The sequence below is a fragment of the Pseudonocardia halophobica genome, assembly GCF_050948485.1.
GTDB classification, from domain to species: Bacteria; Actinomycetota; Actinomycetes; order Mycobacteriales; family Pseudonocardiaceae; genus Pseudonocardia; species Pseudonocardia halophobica.
The window spans coordinates 1,365,740-1,385,553 of sequence record NZ_CP192046.1 but is presented as its reverse complement, the minus strand read 5'-3'; the positions used below and the strand labels follow the sequence as shown (position 1 = coordinate 1,385,553).

At 75.6% G+C, this 19,814-nt stretch carries 20 protein-coding genes; 5 read left to right on the top strand and 15 right to left on the bottom strand.

Going from position 1 to position 19,814, the window contains the following annotated elements:
* Positions 1–24: 24 nt before the first annotated feature.
* Positions 25–627, bottom strand: a complete 603-nt coding sequence (locus ACQP04_RS06745; RefSeq protein ID WP_433506190.1) for a M48 metallopeptidase family protein — start codon at positions 625–627, stop codon at positions 25–27.
* Between the two features lie 128 nt (positions 628–755).
* Here ACQP04_RS06745 and ACQP04_RS06740 point away from each other — a divergent pair, with 128 nt between their 5' ends.
* On the top strand, positions 756–1,886 hold the full coding sequence (locus ACQP04_RS06740; protein ID WP_433506189.1) for a ThiF family adenylyltransferase: 1,131 nt from the start codon (positions 756–758) through the stop codon (positions 1,884–1,886).
* Complete coding sequence (locus ACQP04_RS06735) at positions 1,883–3,199, top strand: ABC1 kinase family protein (RefSeq protein WP_433506188.1); 1,317 nt, start codon at positions 1,883–1,885, stop codon at positions 3,197–3,199. The genes ACQP04_RS06740 and ACQP04_RS06735 overlap by 4 nt, the downstream gene beginning before the upstream one ends.
* A gap of 207 nt (positions 3,200–3,406) precedes the next feature.
* On the opposite strand, the gene ACQP04_RS06730 is transcribed toward ACQP04_RS06735, so the two are convergent.
* The 4 genes from ACQP04_RS06730 to ACQP04_RS06715 all read right to left on the bottom strand — a co-directional run bounded on the left by ACQP04_RS06730 (position 3,407) and on the right by ACQP04_RS06715 (position 6,830).
* Positions 3,407–3,646: a hypothetical protein gene (locus tag ACQP04_RS06730; RefSeq protein ID WP_433506187.1), complete on the bottom strand. Its 240-nt coding sequence runs from the start codon at positions 3,644–3,646 to the stop codon at positions 3,407–3,409.
* 81 nt (positions 3,647–3,727) lie between these two features.
* On the bottom strand, positions 3,728–4,120 hold the full coding sequence (locus tag ACQP04_RS06725; RefSeq protein ID WP_425566440.1) for a WhiB family transcriptional regulator: 393 nt from the start codon (positions 4,118–4,120) through the stop codon (positions 3,728–3,730).
* A gap of 180 nt (positions 4,121–4,300) precedes the next feature.
* On the bottom strand, positions 4,301–4,534 hold the full coding sequence (locus ACQP04_RS06720) for a hypothetical protein (RefSeq protein ID WP_037042778.1): 234 nt from the start codon (positions 4,532–4,534) through the stop codon (positions 4,301–4,303).
* A gap of 217 nt (positions 4,535–4,751) precedes the next feature.
* Positions 4,752–6,830, bottom strand: coding sequence for an ATP-dependent DNA helicase UvrD2 (locus ACQP04_RS06715; RefSeq protein WP_433506186.1), 2,079 nt, complete (start codon positions 6,828–6,830; stop codon positions 4,752–4,754).
* A 105-nt stretch (positions 6,831–6,935) separates the two neighbouring features.
* On the opposite strand from ACQP04_RS06715, the gene ACQP04_RS06710 reads away from it, so the two are divergent.
* Positions 6,936–7,178 (top strand): mycoredoxin, encoded by a 243-nt coding sequence (locus ACQP04_RS06710; protein WP_037042784.1) that lies wholly within the window; start codon positions 6,936–6,938, stop codon positions 7,176–7,178.
* A gap of 70 nt (positions 7,179–7,248) precedes the next feature.
* Here ACQP04_RS06710 and nudC read toward each other — a convergent pair whose 3' ends face one another.
* From nudC to ACQP04_RS06695, 3 genes are read right to left on the bottom strand one after another with little or no spacing between them, the layout of a single operon-like run.
* Positions 7,249–8,244 carry an NAD(+) diphosphatase gene (gene nudC, locus ACQP04_RS06705; RefSeq protein WP_433506185.1) on the bottom strand — a complete coding sequence of 332 codons (996 nt, stop codon included), beginning with the start codon at positions 8,242–8,244 and terminating at the stop codon, positions 7,249–7,251.
* Positions 8,241–9,620 carry a M16 family metallopeptidase gene (locus ACQP04_RS06700; protein ID WP_433506184.1) on the bottom strand — a complete coding sequence of 460 codons (1,380 nt, stop codon included), beginning with the start codon at positions 9,618–9,620 and terminating at the stop codon, positions 8,241–8,243. Before ACQP04_RS06700 ends, nudC begins: the two co-directional genes overlap by 4 nt.
* Positions 9,617–10,966 (bottom strand): M16 family metallopeptidase, encoded by a 1,350-nt coding sequence (locus ACQP04_RS06695; protein ID WP_433506183.1) that lies wholly within the window; start codon positions 10,964–10,966, stop codon positions 9,617–9,619. Before ACQP04_RS06695 ends, ACQP04_RS06700 begins: the two co-directional genes overlap by 4 nt.
* 212 nt (positions 10,967–11,178) lie before the next feature.
* On the opposite strand from ACQP04_RS06695, the gene ACQP04_RS06690 reads away from it, so the two are divergent.
* The gene (locus tag ACQP04_RS06690; RefSeq protein WP_433506182.1) at positions 11,179–11,496 is read left to right on the top strand and encodes a hypothetical protein; all 318 of its coding nucleotides are present in this window, start codon (positions 11,179–11,181) and stop codon (positions 11,494–11,496) included.
* 179 nt (positions 11,497–11,675) lie between these two features.
* Here the strand turns inward: ACQP04_RS06690 and ACQP04_RS06685 are convergent, their stop codons facing one another.
* The 6 genes from ACQP04_RS06685 to ACQP04_RS06660 all read right to left on the bottom strand — a co-directional run bounded on the left by ACQP04_RS06685 (position 11,676) and on the right by ACQP04_RS06660 (position 18,151).
* The gene (locus ACQP04_RS06685) at positions 11,676–12,926 is read right to left on the bottom strand and encodes an aldehyde dehydrogenase family protein (protein WP_433506181.1); all 1,251 of its coding nucleotides are present in this window, start codon (positions 12,924–12,926) and stop codon (positions 11,676–11,678) included.
* A 109-nt stretch (positions 12,927–13,035) separates the two neighbouring features.
* Positions 13,036–13,662: a class F sortase gene (locus tag ACQP04_RS06680; protein WP_433506180.1), complete on the bottom strand. Its 627-nt coding sequence runs from the start codon at positions 13,660–13,662 to the stop codon at positions 13,036–13,038.
* A gap of 182 nt (positions 13,663–13,844) precedes the next feature.
* The gene (locus ACQP04_RS06675; protein WP_433506179.1) at positions 13,845–14,591 is read right to left on the bottom strand and encodes a DUF4142 domain-containing protein; all 747 of its coding nucleotides are present in this window, start codon (positions 14,589–14,591) and stop codon (positions 13,845–13,847) included.
* A 137-nt stretch (positions 14,592–14,728) separates the two neighbouring features.
* Entirely contained in the window at positions 14,729–16,102 is a 1,374-nt protein-coding gene (locus ACQP04_RS06670; RefSeq protein ID WP_433506178.1) for an aldehyde dehydrogenase family protein, read from the bottom strand.
* Between the two features lie 106 nt (positions 16,103–16,208).
* Positions 16,209–17,060, bottom strand: coding sequence for an exodeoxyribonuclease III (locus ACQP04_RS06665; RefSeq protein WP_433506177.1), 852 nt, complete (start codon positions 17,058–17,060; stop codon positions 16,209–16,211).
* Positions 17,061–17,095: 35 nt separating this feature from the next.
* Positions 17,096–18,151, bottom strand: a complete 1,056-nt coding sequence (locus tag ACQP04_RS06660; protein WP_433506176.1) for a potassium channel family protein — start codon at positions 18,149–18,151, stop codon at positions 17,096–17,098.
* A 79-nt stretch (positions 18,152–18,230) separates the two neighbouring features.
* On the opposite strand from ACQP04_RS06660, the gene ACQP04_RS06655 reads away from it, so the two are divergent.
* Positions 18,231–18,584 carry a DoxX family protein gene (locus ACQP04_RS06655; RefSeq protein ID WP_433506175.1) on the top strand — a complete coding sequence of 118 codons (354 nt, stop codon included), beginning with the start codon at positions 18,231–18,233 and terminating at the stop codon, positions 18,582–18,584.
* A gap of 59 nt (positions 18,585–18,643) precedes the next feature.
* Here ACQP04_RS06655 and ACQP04_RS06650 read toward each other — a convergent pair whose 3' ends face one another.
* Positions 18,644–19,768, bottom strand: a complete 1,125-nt coding sequence (locus tag ACQP04_RS06650; protein ID WP_433506174.1) for a saccharopine dehydrogenase NADP-binding domain-containing protein — start codon at positions 19,766–19,768, stop codon at positions 18,644–18,646.
* Positions 19,769–19,814 lie beyond the last annotated feature (46 nt).

The following is a 19,814-nucleotide window of genomic DNA, read 5'->3' as shown; positions in this document are numbered from 1 at the left end:
CCGGTGAGAGATCGCCGGCCGCGATCAGCCGATGCTGGCGGCCGCCTCGTCCGGGTCCGTGGCGCCCTCGTCCTCGGCGTCCGGCAGGTCCTCGCCGTCCGTGCCGACCAGGCCCAGGCCCGCGGCCGCGGACAGCCCCTCCAGGTAGCCGATGGCGCGCTCGGTGCGCGGGTAGTGGTGCACGAGCGACCAGAAGTAGTCGTCGTGCCCGGGGGCGAGCAGGTGCGCCAGCTCGTGCACCAGCACGTAGTCGACCACCCAGCCCGGCGCCTCGCGCAGCCGCTCGCTGATCCGGATCGTGCGGTCCTGCGGGGTGCACGAGGCCCAGCGGGTGCGCATCGGCGGCACCCACCGCACCGACGCCGGCGTGGCCCGGCCGCCCAGGTACCGCTTCGACAGCTCGAGGCAGCGGTCGAGCAGCGCCTCGTCGCCGTGCCGGCCGGGTGAGCGGCGCTTCGCCTCGCTCTTCTCGAGCCGGTTGACCATCTCGTCCACCCAGCGCCGTTCCTCGGCCTCGCTCATCCAGCCCGGGATGAACACGATCACCGTGTCACCCTCGCGCCGCGCGCTGACCATCCGACGCCGCCGTTGACTCCGTCTCACCTCGACGACCGCGGGGCTCGCCATTCCCCCACCCTAGGCCCCGCGACGGGCGGGCGGGAGCGGAGGACCTCGGGCGCCCGGGTTGTCCACAGATCGGCGCACCTGTGGACAACCGTTCGCGGGACCGCGGCCCGCCGACCATGCTCGGTCCCGTGATCCGCGCACTCGCCTCCGTCCCCCGCCGGCTGGTCCTGGCCCCGCACCGGCCCCTGCTCGCCCGCGGTGCCCGCGCACGCCAGGTCGGACTGGCCCCGCGGGGCAACGTCGTGGTGGACGGGCTGCCGGCCGCGCTGCTGCCCCTGCTCGAGCGGCTGCGTGCCCCGGCGGTCGCGCTGGACTGGGTCGCCGAGGCGGCGGCCCGCGGGGTCGGGGTCGAGTTCGCGGAGGCCGTGCTGCGCGGGCTCGTGGCGCGCGGCGCGCTCGTCGACCCGGCCGTGGGCGAGCGGCGGGCCGAGCGTCGGGCGGCGAGCGCGGTGCAGGTGCGGGGCGACGGGCCGCTGGCCGTCGGGGTGGCGGTGGCGCTCGCGCGGGCCGGCGTCGGCGCGGTGCAGGTGCTGGCTCGGGGGCACGTCGAGAGCACCGACGTCGGCTGCGGGTACGGGGAGGAGTCGGTGGGCAGGCCCCGTGCCGACGCGGCCGCCGAGGCGGTGGAACGGGTCCGGCCCGGCACCGCGACCGGTGCCCTGCCGCCCGGACGCACCCCCGATCTGGTGGTGCTCACCGACGCGGTGGTCCCCGAGCCGGAGGTCGTCACCGAGCTCGCGGCGACCGGGACCGACCACCTGCCGGTGCTGGTCCGCGAGGGGCTCGGGGTGGTGGGGCCGCTGGTCCTGGTCGGGCGCTCGCCGTGCCTGCGGTGCGTCGAGCTGGGCCGGGGCGACCTCGATCCGGCGTGGCCGGTGGTCGCTGCCCAGCTGACCGGGCGCAGCGGTGGGGCGGAGCCGGAGGCCGTCGCCGCCACCGCGGCCCTCGGGGCGGCGCAGGCGCTCCTCGCGCTCGACGGCGAGTGCCCGCCGCCGACCCTCGGCGCGGCCCTCGAGCTCGACGTGCACGGCGGCGGCCTGCACCGGCGACCCTGGCGGGCGCACCCCGACTGCCACTGCGGCGCGAGCCCGCGGGCGGCACCGGTCCCGGCCCCGCGCATCGCGCCGGGTCGGGCGGGTGTGGGGGCGACTGCAGCGGCCGTCGGGAGGGCAGATGTGACGGATGCCTCCCCCACGTGCGCCGCGGAGGTCGGCGCGACGTGCGTGCCGGCGGCGCGGCGGGAGACAATCATGAGGTGAGCGACATCCCCCGCCGCACCGCCTCCCGCACGGCCAAGCTGGCCAGCCTGCCGCTCGGGGTCGCCGGACGCGCCGCCGCCGGATGGGGCCGCCGGCTCGCCGGTGGCGACCGTGACCAGATCTCCGCGCAGATGATGGCCAAGAGCGCCGAGCAGCTCTTCGCGGTCCTGGGTGAGCTCAAGGGCGGCGCCATGAAGTTCGGCCAGGCGCTGAGCATCTTCGAGGCCGCGGTGCCCGAGGAGCTCGCCGGTCCGTACCGCGAGGCGTTGACCAAGCTGCAGAGCGCGGCCCCGCCGATGCCGCCGGCCGACGTGCACCGGATGCTGGCCGAGCAGTTCGGGCGCAACTGGCGGTCGCGGTTCCAGGACTTCGACGAGGAACCCGCCGCGGCGGCGAGCATCGGGCAGGTGCACCGCGGCGTGTGGCGCGACGGCCGTGAGGTCGCCGTCAAGGTCCAGTACCCGGGTGCGGAGGAGGCGCTGCGGTCCGACCTGCGGCAGCTGTCCCGGATGAGCCGGCTGCTGCAGCCGCTGGCGCCGGGCATGGAGATCAAGCCGCTGATCACCGAGCTGCAGGAGCGGATGGTCGAGGAGCTCGACTACCGGGACGAGGCCGACAACCAGCGGGCCTTCGCCGCCGAGTACGACGGCGACCCCGAGATCCGGGTGCCGAAGGTGGTCGCTTCGGCGCCGCGGGCGATGGTGAGCGAGTGGGTCACCGGGCGCCGGCTGTCGGACGTGATCCGCGCGGGCACTCAGGAGGAGCGCGACCACGCGGGCGCGCGGCTCGCGGGGTTCCACTACTCGGCGCCGTACCGGCTGCACCTCCTGCACTCCGATCCACACCCCGGCAACTTCCAGGTCCTCGACGACGGCCGTCTGCTCGTCGTCGACTTCGGGGCGGTCGCGCGACTCCCCGAGGGACTGCCCCCGCCGCTGACCGTCATGACGAAGTTCGCCCTGGAGAACCGGCCCGCCGACCTGCTGCAGCTGCTGCGGGACGAGGGCTTCGTGCGCCCCGGCACCGAGCTCACGGCGGAGGAGGCACTGGCCTACCTGGCGCCGTTCACCGAGCCCCTGCACACCGAGAGCTTCCACTTCACCCGGGCCTGGCTGCAGAGGCAGGCCGAGCGTGTCGGCGACCTGCGGCGGCCCGAGTTCGACACCGGGCGTGCGCTGAACCTGCCGCCGCAGTACCTGCTGGTGCACCGGGTCACCCTCGGCACGCTCGGGGTGCTGTGCCAGCTCGAGGCGGACGTGCCGCTGCGGGGGATCGTCGGCCGCTGGCAGCCCGAGCTGTTCGCGGCCACCTGACCCGCCGCGCCGCCGGGGCGGAGGCGGATCCGGACGCACGACGCCCGCCCCGGAGGTAGCTCCCGGGGGCGGGCGTCCGGAACCGCGGTGGGACGCGCGGCGGCCGTCGTGGCGAGCGAGGGCGGCGGGGCGTCACCCGTCGCCGGGCCCGGTCCGGTGCGACGGACGGGGTCCCGGCGGACGTGCACCGCGGTGCCCTCCCGCGACTCAGCCGGAGGCGGCGCGGGCGCGCGCGGCCCGGCCGGCGGCGTAGGCCGCCAACCGGTCCCAGCGCCGGCCCGCGGAGAGCCGACGCGCGAGCCGGTGGTCGCGCGCGGCCTCCTCCGCTTCTTGCTGTCGCGATCGGGCCAGGGCTTCGTTCATCACCAACATCGCGGTGCCCCGGGTGTCGACGCGCGGTCGCACGTCGTGGGCCGGTCGGTCGGTGCGGATCACGAGATCGGTCATCGGACTGTCTCCTCTGAAGGGACGCCGTCCCGGGGGGAAGGGATCGGGCGTCGGTCTGTCGGTCGGGTGGTTCTCGATCGGTCAGGCGCAGGGCCGGGCGGCCGTGGCGGCCATCTGCCGGGCCCGCTCCTGGGCCTTCTGGTGGGCCTCGGCCCAGGCCCGGTCACGGGCGAGGTCCGCCTTGCTGGGTCGGCCCCTCGGGCGCTTGCGCGGGATGACGACTCCTCGTTCGAAGATCTCGCCGCCCCACACGCCCCACGGCTCCTCCCGGGACAGCGCGCCCGCGAGGCACTCGATCCGGATCGGGCAGCTCTCGCAGAGCGCCTTCGCCTTCTCCAGCTCGGCCGGGGCCTCGGCGAACCACAGGTCCGCGTCGCCCTGCCGGCAGGGCAGGTCGAGGCCGGACTCGGGGGTGTCGCTGAGCAGACCGCCGAGGTCGGGAGCGGTGTCGCCGCCGCCGATCTCGTGCCTGATCGCCCCGCCGTCGCACGGGGTGGATCTGACTAGCACCGCACTACCTCCTGGTGTGGTGGGTGTTCTCTTCCTTCGGTGGTGGATGGGTGGACGGACGTGTCCCGGGTGGGGACACGAAAAAGGGCCGCGGATCCCTGGTGTGGGTTCCGCGGCCCCGAAACTCGACGGCCGGCTGGGCTGCTACGACCTTCGTCGGCACAGCCCGTTCGGAACGGACACACCTGTCCAGTTGTGATCGGCGATGACCGCGACCTGCGGCACCTGCTTCTCGGTGACGACGCGGAACGCGGCGAACGGCCAACCGCCGCGCGGGCGGCGGAGGGACGGCGCGACACCGAGGCGGGTGGAGACACCGGCGGGCGCGATCGCACGCGGGGTCCCGGTCGTCCCGGTCGTCATCGCGTAGATCTCCATGGCGGCGCCTCCTCTCCGGCAGCTCGGTGCGGTTCCGTGCGGAAGGACGGGGCGTTGCTCCGTCCGTGCGTGTGAGACTAGAAGGAGCGCCCCGACGCGCACAACAGAATTAATCCGTTGATTCGAGAAGCAGTTTCCGATCCACCCGGGCGTCGTCGATCGTTCGCCGCGGGGTCCCGGGCCGCGACCCGTGCCGCCACCTCGCTGCGGCGGGCGGTCAGGCGCCCGAGTCGCTGACCAGTGCGAGGACGTCGGGCCCGTACCGGTCGAGCTTGCGGGCCCCGATCCCGGGGATCCCGACGAGCGCGGCGGCGTCGGTTGGCCGCTGCTCGGCGATCGCGGTGAGGGTCGCGTCCGTGAAGATCACGTAGGACGGCACGCCCTGCCGCTTGGCCACCTCGCTGCGCCAGTCGCGCAGCCGCTCGAGGAGCTCGGTGTCCACATCGGACGGACACGCTCCGCACCGCTGCAGCTTGAGCGCGGTGGTGCCGATCAGCGGCTCCCCGCACACCCGGCAGCGCGGTTTCGGCCCGCCCGACCGGCGGCGGTCGCCCTGGGCGACGCGCGACGCCGGGTGCTCCTCGGGGATCAGCCCGTACAGGAAGCGGCTGCGGCGGCGCTGCCGGCCGCGGCCCGAGGCGCGCGCCAGCGCCCACGACATCCGCAGCACCCGCCGGGCCCGGGTGACGCCGACGTAGAGCAGCCGGCGCTCCTCCTCGATCGCGGACTCGTCCCCCTCGGCGTGCTGGATCGGCAAGGTCCCGTCGACCAGCCCGACGAGGAACACGACGTCCCACTCCAGGCCCTTGGCGGCGTGCAGGGACGCCAGCGTGACGCCCTGGACCACCGGAGGGTACGACGCGTCCGCCCGGGTCTCGAGCTCGGCGGAGAAGCGGCGCAGGTCCGCCTGCGGCTCGACCGCCGCGAGCTCCTCGGCCAGTCCCACGAGCGCCAGCAGCGACTCCCACTGGGCGCGCATGGCCGTGCCGGCGGGCGGCTCGTCCGTGAGCCCGACCGTCCCGAGCACCCGGCGCACCACGGTGACCAGGTCCATCCCCTCGGGCAACGGCGGGGCGGTGCGCAGCGCGATCATCGCCCGGCGCACCTCGGCGCGGGTGAAGAAGCGCTCGCCGCCGCGCACCTGGTACGGCACGCCGGCCTCGGTGAGCGCCTGCTCGTAGCTCTCCGACTGCGCGTTGATCCGGAACAGCACCGCGATCTCGGCGGGCGGGGTGCCGTCGGCGATCAGCCTGCGGATCTTGGCCGCGACGGCGGCGGCCTCGGCGGGCTCGTCCTCGTACTCGGCGAAGTCCGGGTCCGGCCCGGGCGGCAGCTGCCCGACGAGCCGCAGCCTGCTCCCGGCGACGCGGCCGCGCGCGGCGCCGATCACGGAGTTCGCGCAGGAGACGATCTGCGGGGTGGAGCGGTAGTCCCGGGTCAGCCGGACGACGGTGGCCTCCGGGAAGCGGCGCGGGAAGTCCAGCAGGTAGCGGGGCGAGGCCCCGGCGAAGGTGTAGATCGTCTGGTTGGCGTCGCCGACGACGGTGAGGTCGTCCCGCTCGCCGAGCCAGGCGTCGAGCACCCGCTGCTGCAGCGGGGTGACGTCCTGGTACTCGTCGACCACGAAGCACCGGTAGCGGTCGCGGAACTCCTCGGCGACCGCGCGGTGCTCCTCGAGCGCGGCGGCGACGTGCAGCAGCAGGTCGTCGAAGTCGAGGGCCTCGGCCTGGTTCTTCAGCGCCTCGTAGCCCGCGTAGACCTGCGCGACCTGCTCGACCGGGCCCGGGACGTCCCGCCGCAGCCGGGCGACCTCGGCCGGGTAGCTCTCCGGGGTGACCAGGCTGGACTTGGCCCACTCGATCTCGGTGGCGAGGTCGCGCAGCGCGTCCGAGTCGGTGCCCGCCCGGGCGCGCGCCGCGGCCTGGCCGATCAGCCGGAGCTTGCCCTCGAGCAGCTGCCACTGCCGCTCCCCGACGACCCGCGGCCAGAAGTAGCGCAGCTGCCGCAGGGCGGCCGCGTGGAACGTGCGGGCCTGGACGCCGCCGGCGTCGAGCGCCCGGAGGCGGGTGCGCAGCTCCCCCGCCGCCCGCGCCGTGAACGTGACGGCCAGGACCTGGCCGGGCGCCACGTGCCCGTGCCCGACGAGATGGGCGATCCGGTGCGTGATCGTGCGGGTCTTCCCGGTGCCCGCACCGGCGAGCACGCAGACCGGGCCGCGCGGCGCGGTGACGGCGGCCCGCTGTTCCTCGTCGAGCCGGTCGAAGTCGGCCGGAGCCGTCACGGAAGCCGTCACCACCCCATCCTGACAAACCCCACCGACGGTTCCCGCGCACCCTCGTGACGTGACCGACCGCACAATCGGGTGTGGAACGGCGTGCCCGGCGCCGCTGTTGAAACCTGCATGGCGCAGCTGACGATGTACTCGACCACGTGGTGCGGCTTCTGCCGCCGCCTCAAGCTCCAGCTCGACGAGGCGGGCATCGAGTACCGCGAGATCGACATCGAGCGGAACCCCGACGCGGCACGCTTCGTCGAGGGCGTCAACGGCGGCAACCAGACGGTGCCCACGGTCCTCTTCCCGGACGAGACCACCGCCACGAACCCGAGCTTCGCCGAGGTGAAGAAGCGGCTCACCGCGGCCTGACCCGCGCCACGCGACCCCGACCGGACCCGTCCGGCCGGGGTCGCGACGTTCTCGGCGCCGTGCGGCCCGCTCAGGCCTGCGCCGCCCACGAGTCGAGCATCGACCGCGCGATCGACACCCGGCCCGGGAGCAGGACGAGCTTGCCGTCCGACTCGTCCCGGGCGCCCCAGTCGCCCTTGTCCATCGCGGCGCGCAGCTCCTCGCGGGTGACCCAGATGGCCTCCTCGATCTCGCCGTCGGCCGGCCGCAGCGGCTGGTCCGGATCGGCGACGGCCTGGAACCCGACCATCAGCGACCGCGGGAAGGGCCAGGCCTGGCTGCCGAGGTAGGCGACCTTCGAGACCTCGACGCCCACCTCCTCGTGGATCTCGCGCATCACGCACGCCTCCAGCGACTCCCCGGCCTCGACGAAGCCGGCGAGCACCGAGTACCGCCCGGGCGGCCAGACCGGCTGACGGGCGAGCAGGACGCGGTCGGCGCCGTCGTGCACCAGACAGATGACCGCCGGGTCGGTGCGCGGGTACTCCTCGTGCTGGTGGGCCTCGCAGCGCCGGGCCCAGCCGGCATTGTGCGGGTGGGTCGGCGAGCCGTCCCGGGCGCAGAAGCGCGCGGTGTCGTGCCAGTTCAGGGCCGCGACGGCGCCGGTGAACAGGCCCGCGCCGAGGGCGTCGAGCTCCGCGCCGACGGCCCGCAGGTCCGCCCAGTCCGCCGGGTCGTCCCCCGCCGCGAGGTCCGGCCGGCCGCGGGCCGCCCAGTAGGCGACCCCCTCGGCCTCGCCGAGCAGCACGGCGTCCCCCGGCGGGGCCGGCGCGATCTCCTCGGCGGGCCGGGTGCGCAGGACGGCACCCGAGCCGGCGGCCGCGTCCCAGCCCGCGGCGTCGCCCTCGCGGAAGCGGGACTGCGGCGCGGCGTCCCAGGAGACCGGCGTGCGCCCCTTCTCGTCGACGACGACCACGCGCGCGGTCGGCCACGTGGCCTTCTGCCGGTCCGCGTCGAGCCGCAGCGGCTCGTCGCGCACCACCGTGCCGCGGGAGAGGACGGGCGGGGTGACCAGCTCGAACGTCATTCCACGCCTCCCAGCGCGCGCAGCCGCGAGCCGATCACCTCGGCGTCGCCCACGACGACGCCGGTGAACCGCTCCGGCGCGAAGTACTCGAGGGCCGCCTCGGCCACCTGCTCGGGCGTGACCGCCTCCAACCGCACCGGCCGCTCGCGCAGCCAGTCGATCGACAGGCCGGCGGCGTCGAGCGCGGCGAGGGTGGACGCGAGCCCGCCCTGGCTGTCCAGCGAGATGAGCAGGGAGCCGATGGCGTACCGCCGGGCCGCCTCGATCTCGTCCACCGTGGGCGGCACCGCGACCATGCGCCCCAGCTCGTAGCGGGTCTCCAGCAGGGCGGCCGCGGTGACGTCGCTCGCGACGTCCGTCTCCACGCCGAGCACCGCCCCGCCCGGCACGAACTCGGTGCCGGAGTGGGCGCCATAGGTGTAGCCCTTGTCCTCGCGGACGTTCTCCATCCAGCGGGAGGAGAAGTAGCCGCCGAAGACGAGGTTGGCGAGCTGGTAGGCCGCGTAGCCCTCCTCGTCCCGGCGCAGCGCCGGCGCGGTGAGCCGCAGCTGCGACTGCACGGAGCCCGGACGGTGCACCAGCTCCAGCGGGCCGGCCGCGGTGACCGGCGGTGGCCCCAGCTCGCGGGCCTGCGCCGCGCCCGTCCAGCCGCCCAGGACCTTCCCGACGGCGGCGATCGCCTCGGCGGGGTCGAGCTCGCCGACCAGCACGAGCGTGGAGCCGCGCGGCACCACGCCCTCCGCGTGCAGCGCCCGCACCTCGCCGGGGTCGACCCCCGCGACCGCCTCGCCCGAGGGCATCTCCAGCGCGATCGGGTGGTCGCCGAACCGCTTGCGCTGCAACGCCTCACGGGCCACCGTGCGGGGCTGCGCGCGGGCCACGGAGATGCGCTCGACGAGCCGCTCGCGCTCGCGCAGCAGCTCGGGCTCGGGGTAGGTCGCGCCGGTGAGCACGTCGGCGAGGACGTCGAGCACCGTCGGCAGCCCCTCCGCCAGCCCCGAGCCGTGCACCAGCAGCCGCTCCGGGTCGACGGCCACGCCGAGCTCGGCGCCGACGCCGGCCAGCTCGTCGTCGATTCCCACCCGGTCGTGGGTGGCGGTGCCGGTGAGCATGGCCGACGACAGGAGCTCGGCCCGCGCGGTGAACGCCGGGTCCGCGACGGAGCCGGGCGCGGCGAACGGCACGCGCAGCCGCATCTCGACCATCGGCACGCCCGGCCGGTGCACGGCCAGCACGCGCAGCCCGGACGGGAGCGTCTCGGTGACCACCTCGGGCAGCGGGACCTCGCGTGTGGCACCCAGCGGGGGCAGCGGGCGCGGGCCCGTCGGGGTGCGGCCGATCTCCTCGGCGCTGCGGTGCGTGGTGGGCGCGCTCATGCGCCGGCCTCCTCGGGGTTCACCAGCTCGGCGGGGTCCTCGCTGCCCGGCGCGGCGCCCGCGGTCGGCTCGACCAGCAGCACGGCACGACCGGCCGAGCGCAGGGACTCCGCGGCGGCCCGGACCTGCTCCGGCGCGACGGCGGCGATGCGCGCGGGCAGCTCCTGCGCGATCTCGGCGCGCCCGTAGAGCAGCTCGCGGGCGCCGAGGCCGAGCATCCGGTACATCACCCGGTCGTCCTCGTGGTGCAGGGAGGCGGCCCAGCGCGCGGACTGGCGGGCCAGCTCCTCCGCGCTCGGGCCCTCGGCCGCCAGCTTGTCCAGCTCCTCGTCGATCGCGCCGAGCACCCGCTCCGGGTCGACGGCGCCGGGGTGCACGGCGGTGATCGTGAACGTGTCCGGGTCCCGCGCGTCGAGCGGACCGCCCATCAGCCCGTTGCTCGCGCCGACATCCGTGACCAGGCCGTCCGCGTGCACGAGCCGGCGCTGCAGCCGAGCGGCCTCGCCGTCGCCGAGGACGGAGGCGAGCAGGGCGTGACCCAGGTACGCGTCGAGCTCCGTCGACGGATCCGGCACGCGGTAGCCGACGGCCAGGGCGGGCATGGGGGCGTGCGCATCGGCGACCGTGCCGCGTCGCTCGGAGCCCGGGACCGGCTCGCCGAACGACGGCCGCTCGGGCGTCGGTCGGGCCGGGATGTCGCCGAAGTGCTTCTCGACCAGCGCCAGCACCTCGTCCACCCCGCCGGCGGCCGCGAAGTCGCCGTGCACGGTGACCTGCGCGTTGCCCGGGGCGTAGTAGGTGTCGAAGAAGGACGCCGCGTCGTCCAGCGTGGCTTGTTCGAGCTCGGTGAAGTCTCCGTAGCCGTTGTGCGCGTTGGGGAAGGTGTCGTAGAGGACGGGCGGCAGCAGGATCCAGGGGAACCCGCCGTAGGGCCGGTTCAGGACGTTGAGCCGGATCTCCTCCTTGACCACGTCCACCTGGTTGCGGAGGTTCTCCTCCGTGAGCTTCGGGGCCCGCAGCCGGTCCGCCTCGAGGAACAGCGCGCGTTCGAGCGCGGCGCCGGGCAGGACCTCGAAGTAGTCGGTGTAGTCCTGGTGGGTCGAGCCGTTGAACACCCCACCCGCGCCCTGGACCTGCCGGAAGTGCTCCAGCTTCGCCAGGCTCTCGCTGCCCTGGAACATCAGGTGCTCGAAGAGGTGGGCGAAGCCGGTGCGCCCCTCGGGCTCGGACCGGAAGCCGACGTCGACGTGCACCGCGACGCCGACGACCGGGGTGGCCGGGTCGGGCGCGAGGAGCACGCGCAGGCCGTTGGGGAGCGTGGCCCGGCGGAGTTCGGGAGCTGGCACGTCCCGACCCTATCCCCGCACCCCGACAGTCCGCCGGACGATCGGTTCCCCGCGCCGTCCGCCCGGGTGGGGCTGTCCCCCGGCGGGAAGTGGGGTGGTGATCATCGCGAGCGGGGGCGCACACGATCGTTCCGCGGGCCGCTGACCGGCAGAGTTCCCCGCATCGGAGGAACCGCCCGGATCCTCCGCCCGACGCCCCCGAGGAGCTCCCGATGTCCGGCTGGAACAGCAAGTACGACGAGAAGCACCACAACGACCACGACGACCGCGACCACGACGGCAAGTGGGACCACGACGGTCACAAGGACCGGGACCACGACCGGGACCACGACCACGACCGGGACCACGACAAGGGCCACGACAAGGGCCACGGCCACGACGACCACGGCGGCCGCCACGACTGGGACAAGGACTGGGACCACGACGGCCACGGCGGTGACTGGGACCACGACAAGGACCACGACAAGGACCACGGCAGCGACTGGGACGACCACTCGTCCCACGGGCACGAGCACGCCTGGGCGCACTGACCGCGCACTGACCCGCCCCGCAACTCGTCTCGCGCGGCACTCCCTCAGGGGGTGTCGCGCGATCGACATTCCCCGTGAGCGGCAACTGCCCCTCTAGCGGCAGTTGCCACTCACGACCCTGTCGGCCCGGGCAGATGCAGGAACCCGCGACTCGCCGGGTGATCGAGAGCCCGCACCCGCTACGCCGGGGGGAGCACCACGAACTGGCGGAGGGCCAGGTCGGGGTAGGTGACCGGGCCGCGGGGGCCGGGGGTGTGGTCGACGTTGATGCCGGTCTCGGGGAGACCGAGCAGCTTGTAGCCGTCGAGCAGCCGGGTCGGGCTGTTCCAGAACACCCCGGTGCCGGTGTAGGCGTCGATGAAGCGGTGGGCGACGGCCTCGTCGGCGGCGCACACGCAGGCGGCCAGCCCCGACGTCTCGCGCGCGGCGGTGAGCGCGGCATCGACCGCGCCGTCGACGGGCGCGACCGTCACGTGCGCCTCGTTGCCGGAGTCGAGCGCCCACTCGTGGCCGAGGGCGTGCGCGTGCGGCGGCAGGCTCAGCGCGATCCCCCGGTCCCGCAGCACCTTCTCCGCGACGGGCAGCAGCTTCTCGTACACCGGCCGGTCGATGAGCAGCAGGTTCAGCCGGTTGCAGACCCCGAGCCGGTCGGTCGAGTCGTGCACCAGCCGCTCGACGACGGTCTCCTCGGCCGACGAGTCGAGGTAGAGCACCCCGCCGCCGTCGGCGTGCGCGAGCACGCGGGTGCCCGCGGCCGCGCCCAGCATCGACAGCTTGCGCGTGACCTCGCCGCTCCCCCGCACCACGACGAGCGGCACCAGGTCCGGCAGCCCGACCAGCGCCTCGGCGCCGGCGTGCCCCGGCAGCGGCACCAGCTGCACCGCGTCGGCCGGGATGCCGTGCGCGGCGAGGGCGGGCGCCACGACCTTCTCGAGCAGGGCGGTCGCGCTGCCCAGCGCCGCGGAGCCGGTGCGCAGGACGGCGGCGCTGCGGGCCTTGAGGACCTGGGAGGCGACGTCGATCGTCACGTTCGGGCGGGCCTCGAACACCGCGCCGATCACGCCGACCGGGATGCTGCGCTCGAACACGCGCTCGCCCGACGGCAGGTTCCGCACGAACCGCTCCACCGGCGGCTCCGGGGTCCCGGCCAGCACCTCGAGCTGCGTCGCCATGTCCGCGAGCCGCTCCGGGGTGAGCCGGAGCCGGTCGAGGAGCCCGCCGGCCATGCCGTTGGCGGTGGCCGCCTCGACGTCCTCCGCGTTCGCCGCCAGCAGCTCGGGGGCCTTCTCGCGGAGCAGCCCGGCGGCGGTGCGCAGCGCGGCGTCGACCGCGGCGCCACCCGCCGCCCGCACTCCCGGGGCGGCCGCGGCCGCGCGCTGGGCGGCGGTCCGGACGGCGGCGAACTCGGGTGCTTCGGCGGCTGCGCTCACGCGACAACCGTACGACACGGCCACCCAGGATATTCCCGGCTCCACCGGCGGGAACGGACTGCCTCCCAGGGCCCGTCACCACACCGCTCGTGCCCCGGGGGTCCGGCGATCAGACGGGTTCGGCGTACACGACGATGTTGTCCTCGTACGACCTCGTGGCCGGGTCGAAGCGGCCGCCGCAGGTCACGAGCACCAGGCGCGGCGGACCGGTGCGGGCGAAGGTGTCGGCGGGCAGGGCGGTCTTCCCGAACTCCCGCCGCGCGACGACCCGGTAGCGGACCGCGCGCCCGTCGTCGCCGGTCAGGACCACCGGTTCGCCGCCGGCCAGTTCGGGGAGGACGGCGAGGATCCCGATCCCGGCGACCCGCGAGTCCACGTGCCCCGCGATCACGACGGTGCCGGTCCCGGAGCCGGCGAGCGCGCCGGGCGCCCACCACCCGACGGTCTGCGGCGGGTCGGGAACGACGAGGGCTCCGTCGGGTCCGGTGCCGACCGGCACGACCGGCGCAGTGGCCGTGCGGGCCGGTAGGTCGAGACGGACCGGGACGGTGCCGCCCGTGCGGAGTTTCAGCGGGGCGCCCGGCCGCAGATCGCCGGACTCCGCCGACCCCCACGGCGCGGTACGGGCGGGAACGACGCCGACGGGCTGCGCGGTCACGGCGGGTTTCCGATCGAGGACGAGCACCGTGGCCGCGACGAGCAGCGCCACACCCGCCAGCGCGAGCAGGACGGGCACCCTCCGCCGGCGCGGACCCGACGCGACCTCGACCCCACCACCGGAGGGCGCACGGCCATCGGGATCCGCCGGCGCGGCGTCTTCCCCGGCAGCGGCGTCCGACGGCGACGACACACCTCCGGCCGGTGCCCCGCTGGTCAGCGGGTCACCGGCCGTGGGATCGGGTGCGCGCAGGCGCACGGTCAGGCGCGCGACCGCCGCGCGCGGACGCCGGCGGCCCCGGCGGCACCGAGCAGCACCAGACCGGACCCGGCGAGGACGACCGGCAGGACGTCGTCGGAGCCGGCCGCCTGTCCGCCGCTGCCGGCGTTCACCGACCCCGGCGTGGAGGCGCCGGCGGACGACGAGGCGGCCGAGATCTTCGTGGCCAGCGCGTCGAACCGGGCGAGCGCCTGCCGCGCCGCGGCCTTCGCGTCGGGCGACGCGTTCGGGTCGTTGAGCACCGCGTTGGCCGCCTCGCGGGCCTGCTGCAGGGTGGACTGCGCCGCCTGCAGCCACGCGGCGTCGAAGGGCTGCCCGTTCCGCGCCTGGAGGTCGGCGATCAGGGCCTGCTGCTGGGCGTCGAGCTGATCGCCGAGGGCCACGCCCTGCGCGGACGCGGCCTGCTTGACCTGGTCCAGCAGCGCCTGGCCCTGCGACGTCAGCTCCGGCGCCAGACCCGTGACCTGGTCGCCGACACCCTTGTCCGTGCCGAGCCCGCCGAGTGCGACGAGCCCGAGCGCGCCCTGGTTGGCCTGGCCGAAGGCCTCCCGGGTCGCGTCGGACGCCTGCCCGCCCGGTGCGGGCGTCGCACCGCCCGGTGCCGGAGCCGCGCTCCCGGTCGGCGCGGGCGGTGCCTGGTCGGACCCCGACCCGCAGGCGGCGGCGCCCGTCAACGCGAGTGCCGCGAGCACGGTGCCGGCGGCAGCGCGGGTGAGCCGGGTGGTCATCACGTTTTCCCGAGATGTGCTGGTCACGCGGCCGAGTATCGGGGCGCGGCGGCCCGCCGCAACCGCACACAGCCCGTTCGGGTGGTTCCCCCGGCCGTCGCCGACTCCGCCGATTGCGGGGATCCGCCGAGGGGTACTCACCGCGGCGCCGGGGCCAGGTGGACCACGGTCGTCGTCGTCATCTCGTCGAGCAGCTCCGGCCCGTACCCGAAGCCCTGCCCGCTGGCGCCGCGCGGCTCGGCCGCCCCGCCGGGGGCTCCGCCGAACACCGCGTTCACCTTCACCGTGCCCACCGGGAGCTCCCGCCAGGCCCGCTGGGCGTGCTCCATGTCCGGGGTGAGCACGGTCGCAGCGAGGCCGTAGCGGTCCGCGGCCGCCTCGCGCAGCGCGGTGTCGAGGTCCGGCACCTCGCGCACGGGCGCGACCGGCCCGAACGTCTCCTCGGACAGCACGGCCATCCCCGGCGTGCACCCGCTCAGCACGGTCGGCGGGTAGAACGAGCCGGGTCCGGCCGGCAGCTCGCCGCCGGCGCGCAGCCGCGCGCCGTCGTCGACCGCCCCGCGGACGTGCGCGTGCACCTGCTCGCGCTGGCGCTCGTCGACCAGCGGGCCGATCCGGTCGGCCCACTTCCCGGCCTCGGCGACCAGCACCTCGAGGAAGGGTTCCGCGACCTCGGTGAGCACGTAGATCCGCTCCACCGACACGCAGATCTGGCCGGCGTTGGCGAAGGAGCCCAGCGCCGCCTGCTCGGCGGCCCACACGGGGTCGACGCCGGCGTCGACGATCAGCGGGTCGTTGCCGCCGTTCTCCAGCAGCGCCTTGGCGCCGGTGCTCGCACAGGCCGCGGCGATGGCCCGCCCGGTGGCCGTGCTCCCGACGTGGGCGACGACGTCGACCTCCGGCGAGCCCGCGAGCGCCTCCCCGACCGGCCCGTCGCCGTCGAGGATCTGCAGGACGCCGTCGGGCAGGTGCGCCGCGAGCAGCTCGGCGAACCGCCGCCCGGTGCGCGGGCAGCGCTCGCTCGGCTTGTGCACCACGGTGTTCCCGGCGACGAGCGCGGCGCCGAGCAGGCCGGCGGCCACCGCCACCGGGTCGTTCCACGGGGTCAGGACGGCGACGACTCCGCGCGGCGCGTGCACCATCAGGTCCGTCGCGCCCCACCCGCCCTGCAGGCTGCGGCCGCGATGCAGCGGCCCGAGCTGCGCGTACTGCTCCAGGGTGCCGATGCCGGCCTCGACGCCGCCGTGGGAGTCGTCCGGGGTCTTGCCCGTCTCCCGGGTGTTCAGCTCGGCGAGCTCGTCCGCGGCCGCACGGACGGCGTCGGCGGCGGCCCGGACGGCCGCGGCCCGTTCGGCGGGGGCGGTGCGCGCCCAGCCCGGCGCGGCCGCGCGGGCGGCGGCCAGTGCGGCCCGGACCTCCTGCTCGCCGGCGACGGGCACCGGCTCGTGGGCCTCGCCGGTGCGCGGGTCGGTGAGGGTGAGCGTGCGGGTCGGTTCCAGGACAGCCGTCATGCGGGGCGGCTACCCGCGAGGAGGAGAAGTACGCCGCCGTCCCGTCCTCAGTGCACGATGCGCGCACGCTCCGCTCGGCGCCGACGTCCGCGCCGCTCGGCTCCGCTCAGTGGTGCCTGAGCTTCGCGGGCGTGGACGGCGGCGGCACGACCGGCCCGATGTCCCCGTCCGGCGCCTCGTCGAGGTCGACCATCACGGGGGCGTGGTCGCTGGGGCCGGAGCCCTTGCGCGCCTTGCGGTCGATCCACGCCGCCTTCGTCCGGCCCGCCGGGTCGGCGCCGCACAGCACCAGGTCGATCCGCATCCCCATGTCCTTGTGGAAGCGGCCGGCGCGGTAGTCCCAGTAGGAGAACACCCGCTCGCCGGGCCACCGGTCCCGCACGACGTCGGCCAGCCCGGCCGCCTGCAGCGCGCCGAGCGCCTCCCGCTCCGGCGGTGTCACGTGGGTGGAGCCGACGAACAGGTCGGGGTCCCAGACGTCCGCGTCCGTGGGGGCGATGTTCATGTCGCCGGCCACCACGGTGTGCGTGGTGTCGCCTGCCGCCACCATGTGCCGCAGGGCCTCCAGCCAGCGGAGCTTGTAGCCGTAGTGCGGGTCGTCCGGGGTGCGGCCGTTGGGCACGTAGACCGAGGTCACGCGCAGGCCGCCGCAGGTGGCGGTGACCGCCCGGGCGTCGGGGGCGTCCGAGTCGAAGGTCGGTTCCTCGGGCAGCCCGCGCACCACGTCCGCGAGCCCGACGCGGGACAGCAGCGCCACCCCGTTCCACCGGCCCTGCCCGTGGTGGGCGACCTCGTAGCCCCGCTCGGCCAGCGGGCCGTCGAACTCGGCGGCCCAGTCGGCGTCGGAGAGCTTGGTCTCCTGCAGGCAGACGACGTCCGGGGCCCGCTCGTCCAGCCAGGGCAGCAGCCGCGGCAGCCGCGACTTCGCCGAGTTCACGTTCCAGGTCGCGAGGCGCACGGCGAGAGACCCTAGAGCGTGTCCCGCGGAACGCTCTAATCCTCGTCGGCGAGGGTGGCCTTGCGGACGTAGAGGAGCCGGTCGCCACGCTCGAGGGCGTCGACGGCGGAGGCGTCGACCCGGTACAGCTCCTCGTTGCGCACCACGCCCAGCACGATGTCGGCGAGGTGCCGCGGCGAGCCGCCCACCTCGTCCTGCTCGACCTCGCGCTCGCTGATCGCGAACCCCGCCTCCGGCGTCAACAGGTCCTCGACGACCTCGACGACGCTGGGCGTCCGGGTCGCGACGCCCAGCAGCCGGCCCGCCGTCTCGGCGGAGACGATCACCGAGTCGGCGCCGGACTGCCGGAGCAGGTGGACGTTCTCCGACTCCCGGACCGCGACCACGATGCGCGTCTTCGGCGCCATCTCGCGTGCGGTGAGGGTGACGAGGACGGCGGTGTCGTCCCGGTTCGTGGCCACCACGATGGCCGACGCCTGGTGGGCGCCCGCGATGCGCAGCACGGCAGACCGGGTGGCGTTTCCCGTCACCGTGACGAGACCGAGGGCCGAGGCGGCGTCGAGCTGCGTGCGGTCGGTGTCGACCACGACGATGTGCTCCGGTTCGACGCCGTCGCCGAGCAGGGTCTCGACGGCGGCCCGGCCCTTCGTCCCGTACCCGATGACGACGGTGTGGTCGCGCACGCGTGACCTCCAGCGCTGGATCCGGAACGACTGCCGGGAGCGTTCGGTGAGCAGCTCGACGGTCGTCCCGACGAGGACGATCAGGAACAGCAGCCGCAGCGGCGTGATCACCACGGTGGTGAGCAGCCGCGCGGTCGCGGTGTAGGGGACGATGTCGCCGTAGCCCGTCGTGGAGAGCGAGACCGTGGCGTAGTAGAGGGCGTCGTTGAACGAGATCTCGCCCTCGCCGTTGTTGTCGACGTACCCCGCGCGGCCGAAGTAGACGATCAAGGCGGCGGCGAGCAGCGCCCCGAAGGCGACGGCCACCCGCTTGAGCAGCGCGACCAGCGGACCCTCGGGGTTGTCGGGCATGCGGAGGGCGCCGATCACCTGCGGATCGACGGGCGGGCGGCGGGGCCGATCACGCATCGCGCGGAGACTAGCGCCCCCGGGCCGGCCGGTGGGCGCGGGCCACGGCTCAGCCGGTCCGCTTGCGATCATGCCGGGCATGAACCTCTCCCGGCCCCTGGCGGCGCTGCTCGGCACGGCCGCCGTGGCGCACGCCGTCGCCCCCGCGTTCGTCGACGCGATCGTCCCGCCGCAGCTGCCCGGCACCCGGCGGTTCTGGACCTACGCGTCGGGTGTCGCGGAGGGCGCGGTCGCGGCGGCGGTGGCGGTGCCACGCACCCGTCGGCTCGGCGGGTACGCCGCGGCGGCGCTGTTCACCGCGGTGTTCCCGGCCAACGTGCAGATGGCGCTGGACTGGTCGGACAAGCCCGTGCGGCAGCGCGCGATCGCCTACGGCCGGCTCCCGCTGCAGGTGCCGCTCGTGCTCTGGGCACTGCGGGTGGCCCGGGGCTGAGTTCGCGCAGGTCGGCGGGGGTCGTGAGTGCCGGGTGACGCTCCAGGGGCAGTAGGCACTCACGGGGAGGTGAGACCTGCGGACGCCGCGCCTTCCCGGAGCGCGCCGAGCCCGAAGGCACCCACCGGGTCGAGCGCCCCCGTGCCGGTGACGCCGTGCGAGAGCGCGCGGGCCGCACCCCAGGCGAGCAGGTCGGCGGTGAGGGCGTAGGGGTCGGGCGCGGTGAGGCGGGTGCGGGCGAGGAGGGTGCCGTAGTCGTCGAACACCTCGGCGACGACGTGCGAGCGGCAGCCCGCCAGCGCCTCCGCCGAGGGGTCACGGGGCAGCCGGCCTGCGAGCGCTCCGAGGGCGCCCAGCAGCGGTGCGGGCGGGGCGGGCAGCCGGCTCGTGGCGTGCACCACGCCGCTGATCCCGACCCGCCCGGCCGGGCTCCGCAGGCTCCGCCGGCTGCCATCCCCTTGCGCACCGAACCAGCCGAGGTGGACGTCGACCGTCCGTAGGCCCGGCTGCAGCCGCGGCAGCGCGAACTGCTCGACGCCGCCGATCGACACCCCGGCCCGCGGCCGGCCGTCGACCTCGTAGGTGCGCAGGCGGGCGCCGGCGTTCTCCGTCCGGACCGCGCCGTGCCGCAGCGTGTGCCCGGGCGAGCCCGCGATCCCGATCAACGACGTGATGGTGCCGCGCGAGAACCAGCGCCCGCGGCCGGACAGGAAGTAGCCGACGTCGACCCGCGCGGCACGCTCCCCCGCCTCGCGCAGCGCCAGTGCCCCGGCCAGCACGCCCGGCACGTAGTCGTGCCCGAACGCCGTGAGCAGCCGTGCGCCCGAGCGCTCGGCGGCCGGGCCCTGCAGCTCGAAGACCTCGCGGACGAACGGCGGCTCGCCGGTCGAGTCGAGGTAGGTCGCGCCCGTGGACACCGCCGCGGCGAGCGCGGCCCCGCCGAGGCGGGCGAACGGGCCGACGGTCGTGACCAGCACGTCGTCCGGGCCGACGAGTCCGCCGACGGAGGCGACGTCGGTGACGTCCGCGGTCGCCGTCGGGCAGCCGAGGCGCCCGCCGAGCGCCGCCAGCCGCGCGGCGTCCCGCCCGGCCAGCACCGGCTGCACGCCCCGCCCGACCAGCGCCTCCGCGGTGCGCCCGCCCGTGTAGCCGGTGGCGCCGAACAGCACGATGCGTCCACTCACGCCGGCACACGCTAGCGGGCGGTGATCGCGGAGGTCCCGCACCCGC

What these genes read in the sequence shown, in the direction of transcription:
- ACQP04_RS06745 (WP_433506190.1), bottom strand. Translation starts at nt 627, where the DNA reads ATGGCGAGCCCCGCGGTCGTCGAGGTGAGACGGAGTCAACGGCGGCGT.
- ACQP04_RS06730 (WP_433506187.1), bottom strand. Translation starts at nt 3,646, where the DNA reads ATGACCGATCTCGTGATCCGCACCGACCGACCGGCCCACGACGTGCGA.
- ACQP04_RS06720 (WP_037042778.1), bottom strand. Translation starts at nt 4,534, where the DNA reads ATGGAGATCTACGCGATGACGACCGGGACGACCGGGACCCCGCGTGCG.
- ACQP04_RS06710 (WP_037042784.1), top strand. Translation starts at nt 6,936, where the DNA reads ATGGCGCAGCTGACGATGTACTCGACCACGTGGTGCGGCTTCTGCCGC.
- nudC (WP_433506185.1), bottom strand. Translation starts at nt 8,244, where the DNA reads ATGACGTTCGAGCTGGTCACCCCGCCCGTCCTCTCCCGCGGCACGGTG.
- ACQP04_RS06700 (WP_433506184.1), bottom strand. Translation starts at nt 9,620, where the DNA reads ATGAGCGCGCCCACCACGCACCGCAGCGCCGAGGAGATCGGCCGCACC.
- ACQP04_RS06690 (WP_433506182.1), top strand. Translation starts at nt 11,179, where the DNA reads ATGTCCGGCTGGAACAGCAAGTACGACGAGAAGCACCACAACGACCAC.
- ACQP04_RS06675 (WP_433506179.1), bottom strand. Translation starts at nt 14,591, where the DNA reads ATGACCACCCGGCTCACCCGCGCTGCCGCCGGCACCGTGCTCGCGGCA.
- ACQP04_RS06670 (WP_433506178.1), bottom strand. Translation starts at nt 16,102, where the DNA reads ATGACGGCTGTCCTGGAACCGACCCGCACGCTCACCCTCACCGACCCG.
- ACQP04_RS06660 (WP_433506176.1), bottom strand. Translation starts at nt 18,151, where the DNA reads ATGCGTGATCGGCCCCGCCGCCCGCCCGTCGATCCGCAGGTGATCGGC.
- ACQP04_RS06655 (WP_433506175.1), top strand. Translation starts at nt 18,231, where the DNA reads ATGAACCTCTCCCGGCCCCTGGCGGCGCTGCTCGGCACGGCCGCCGTG.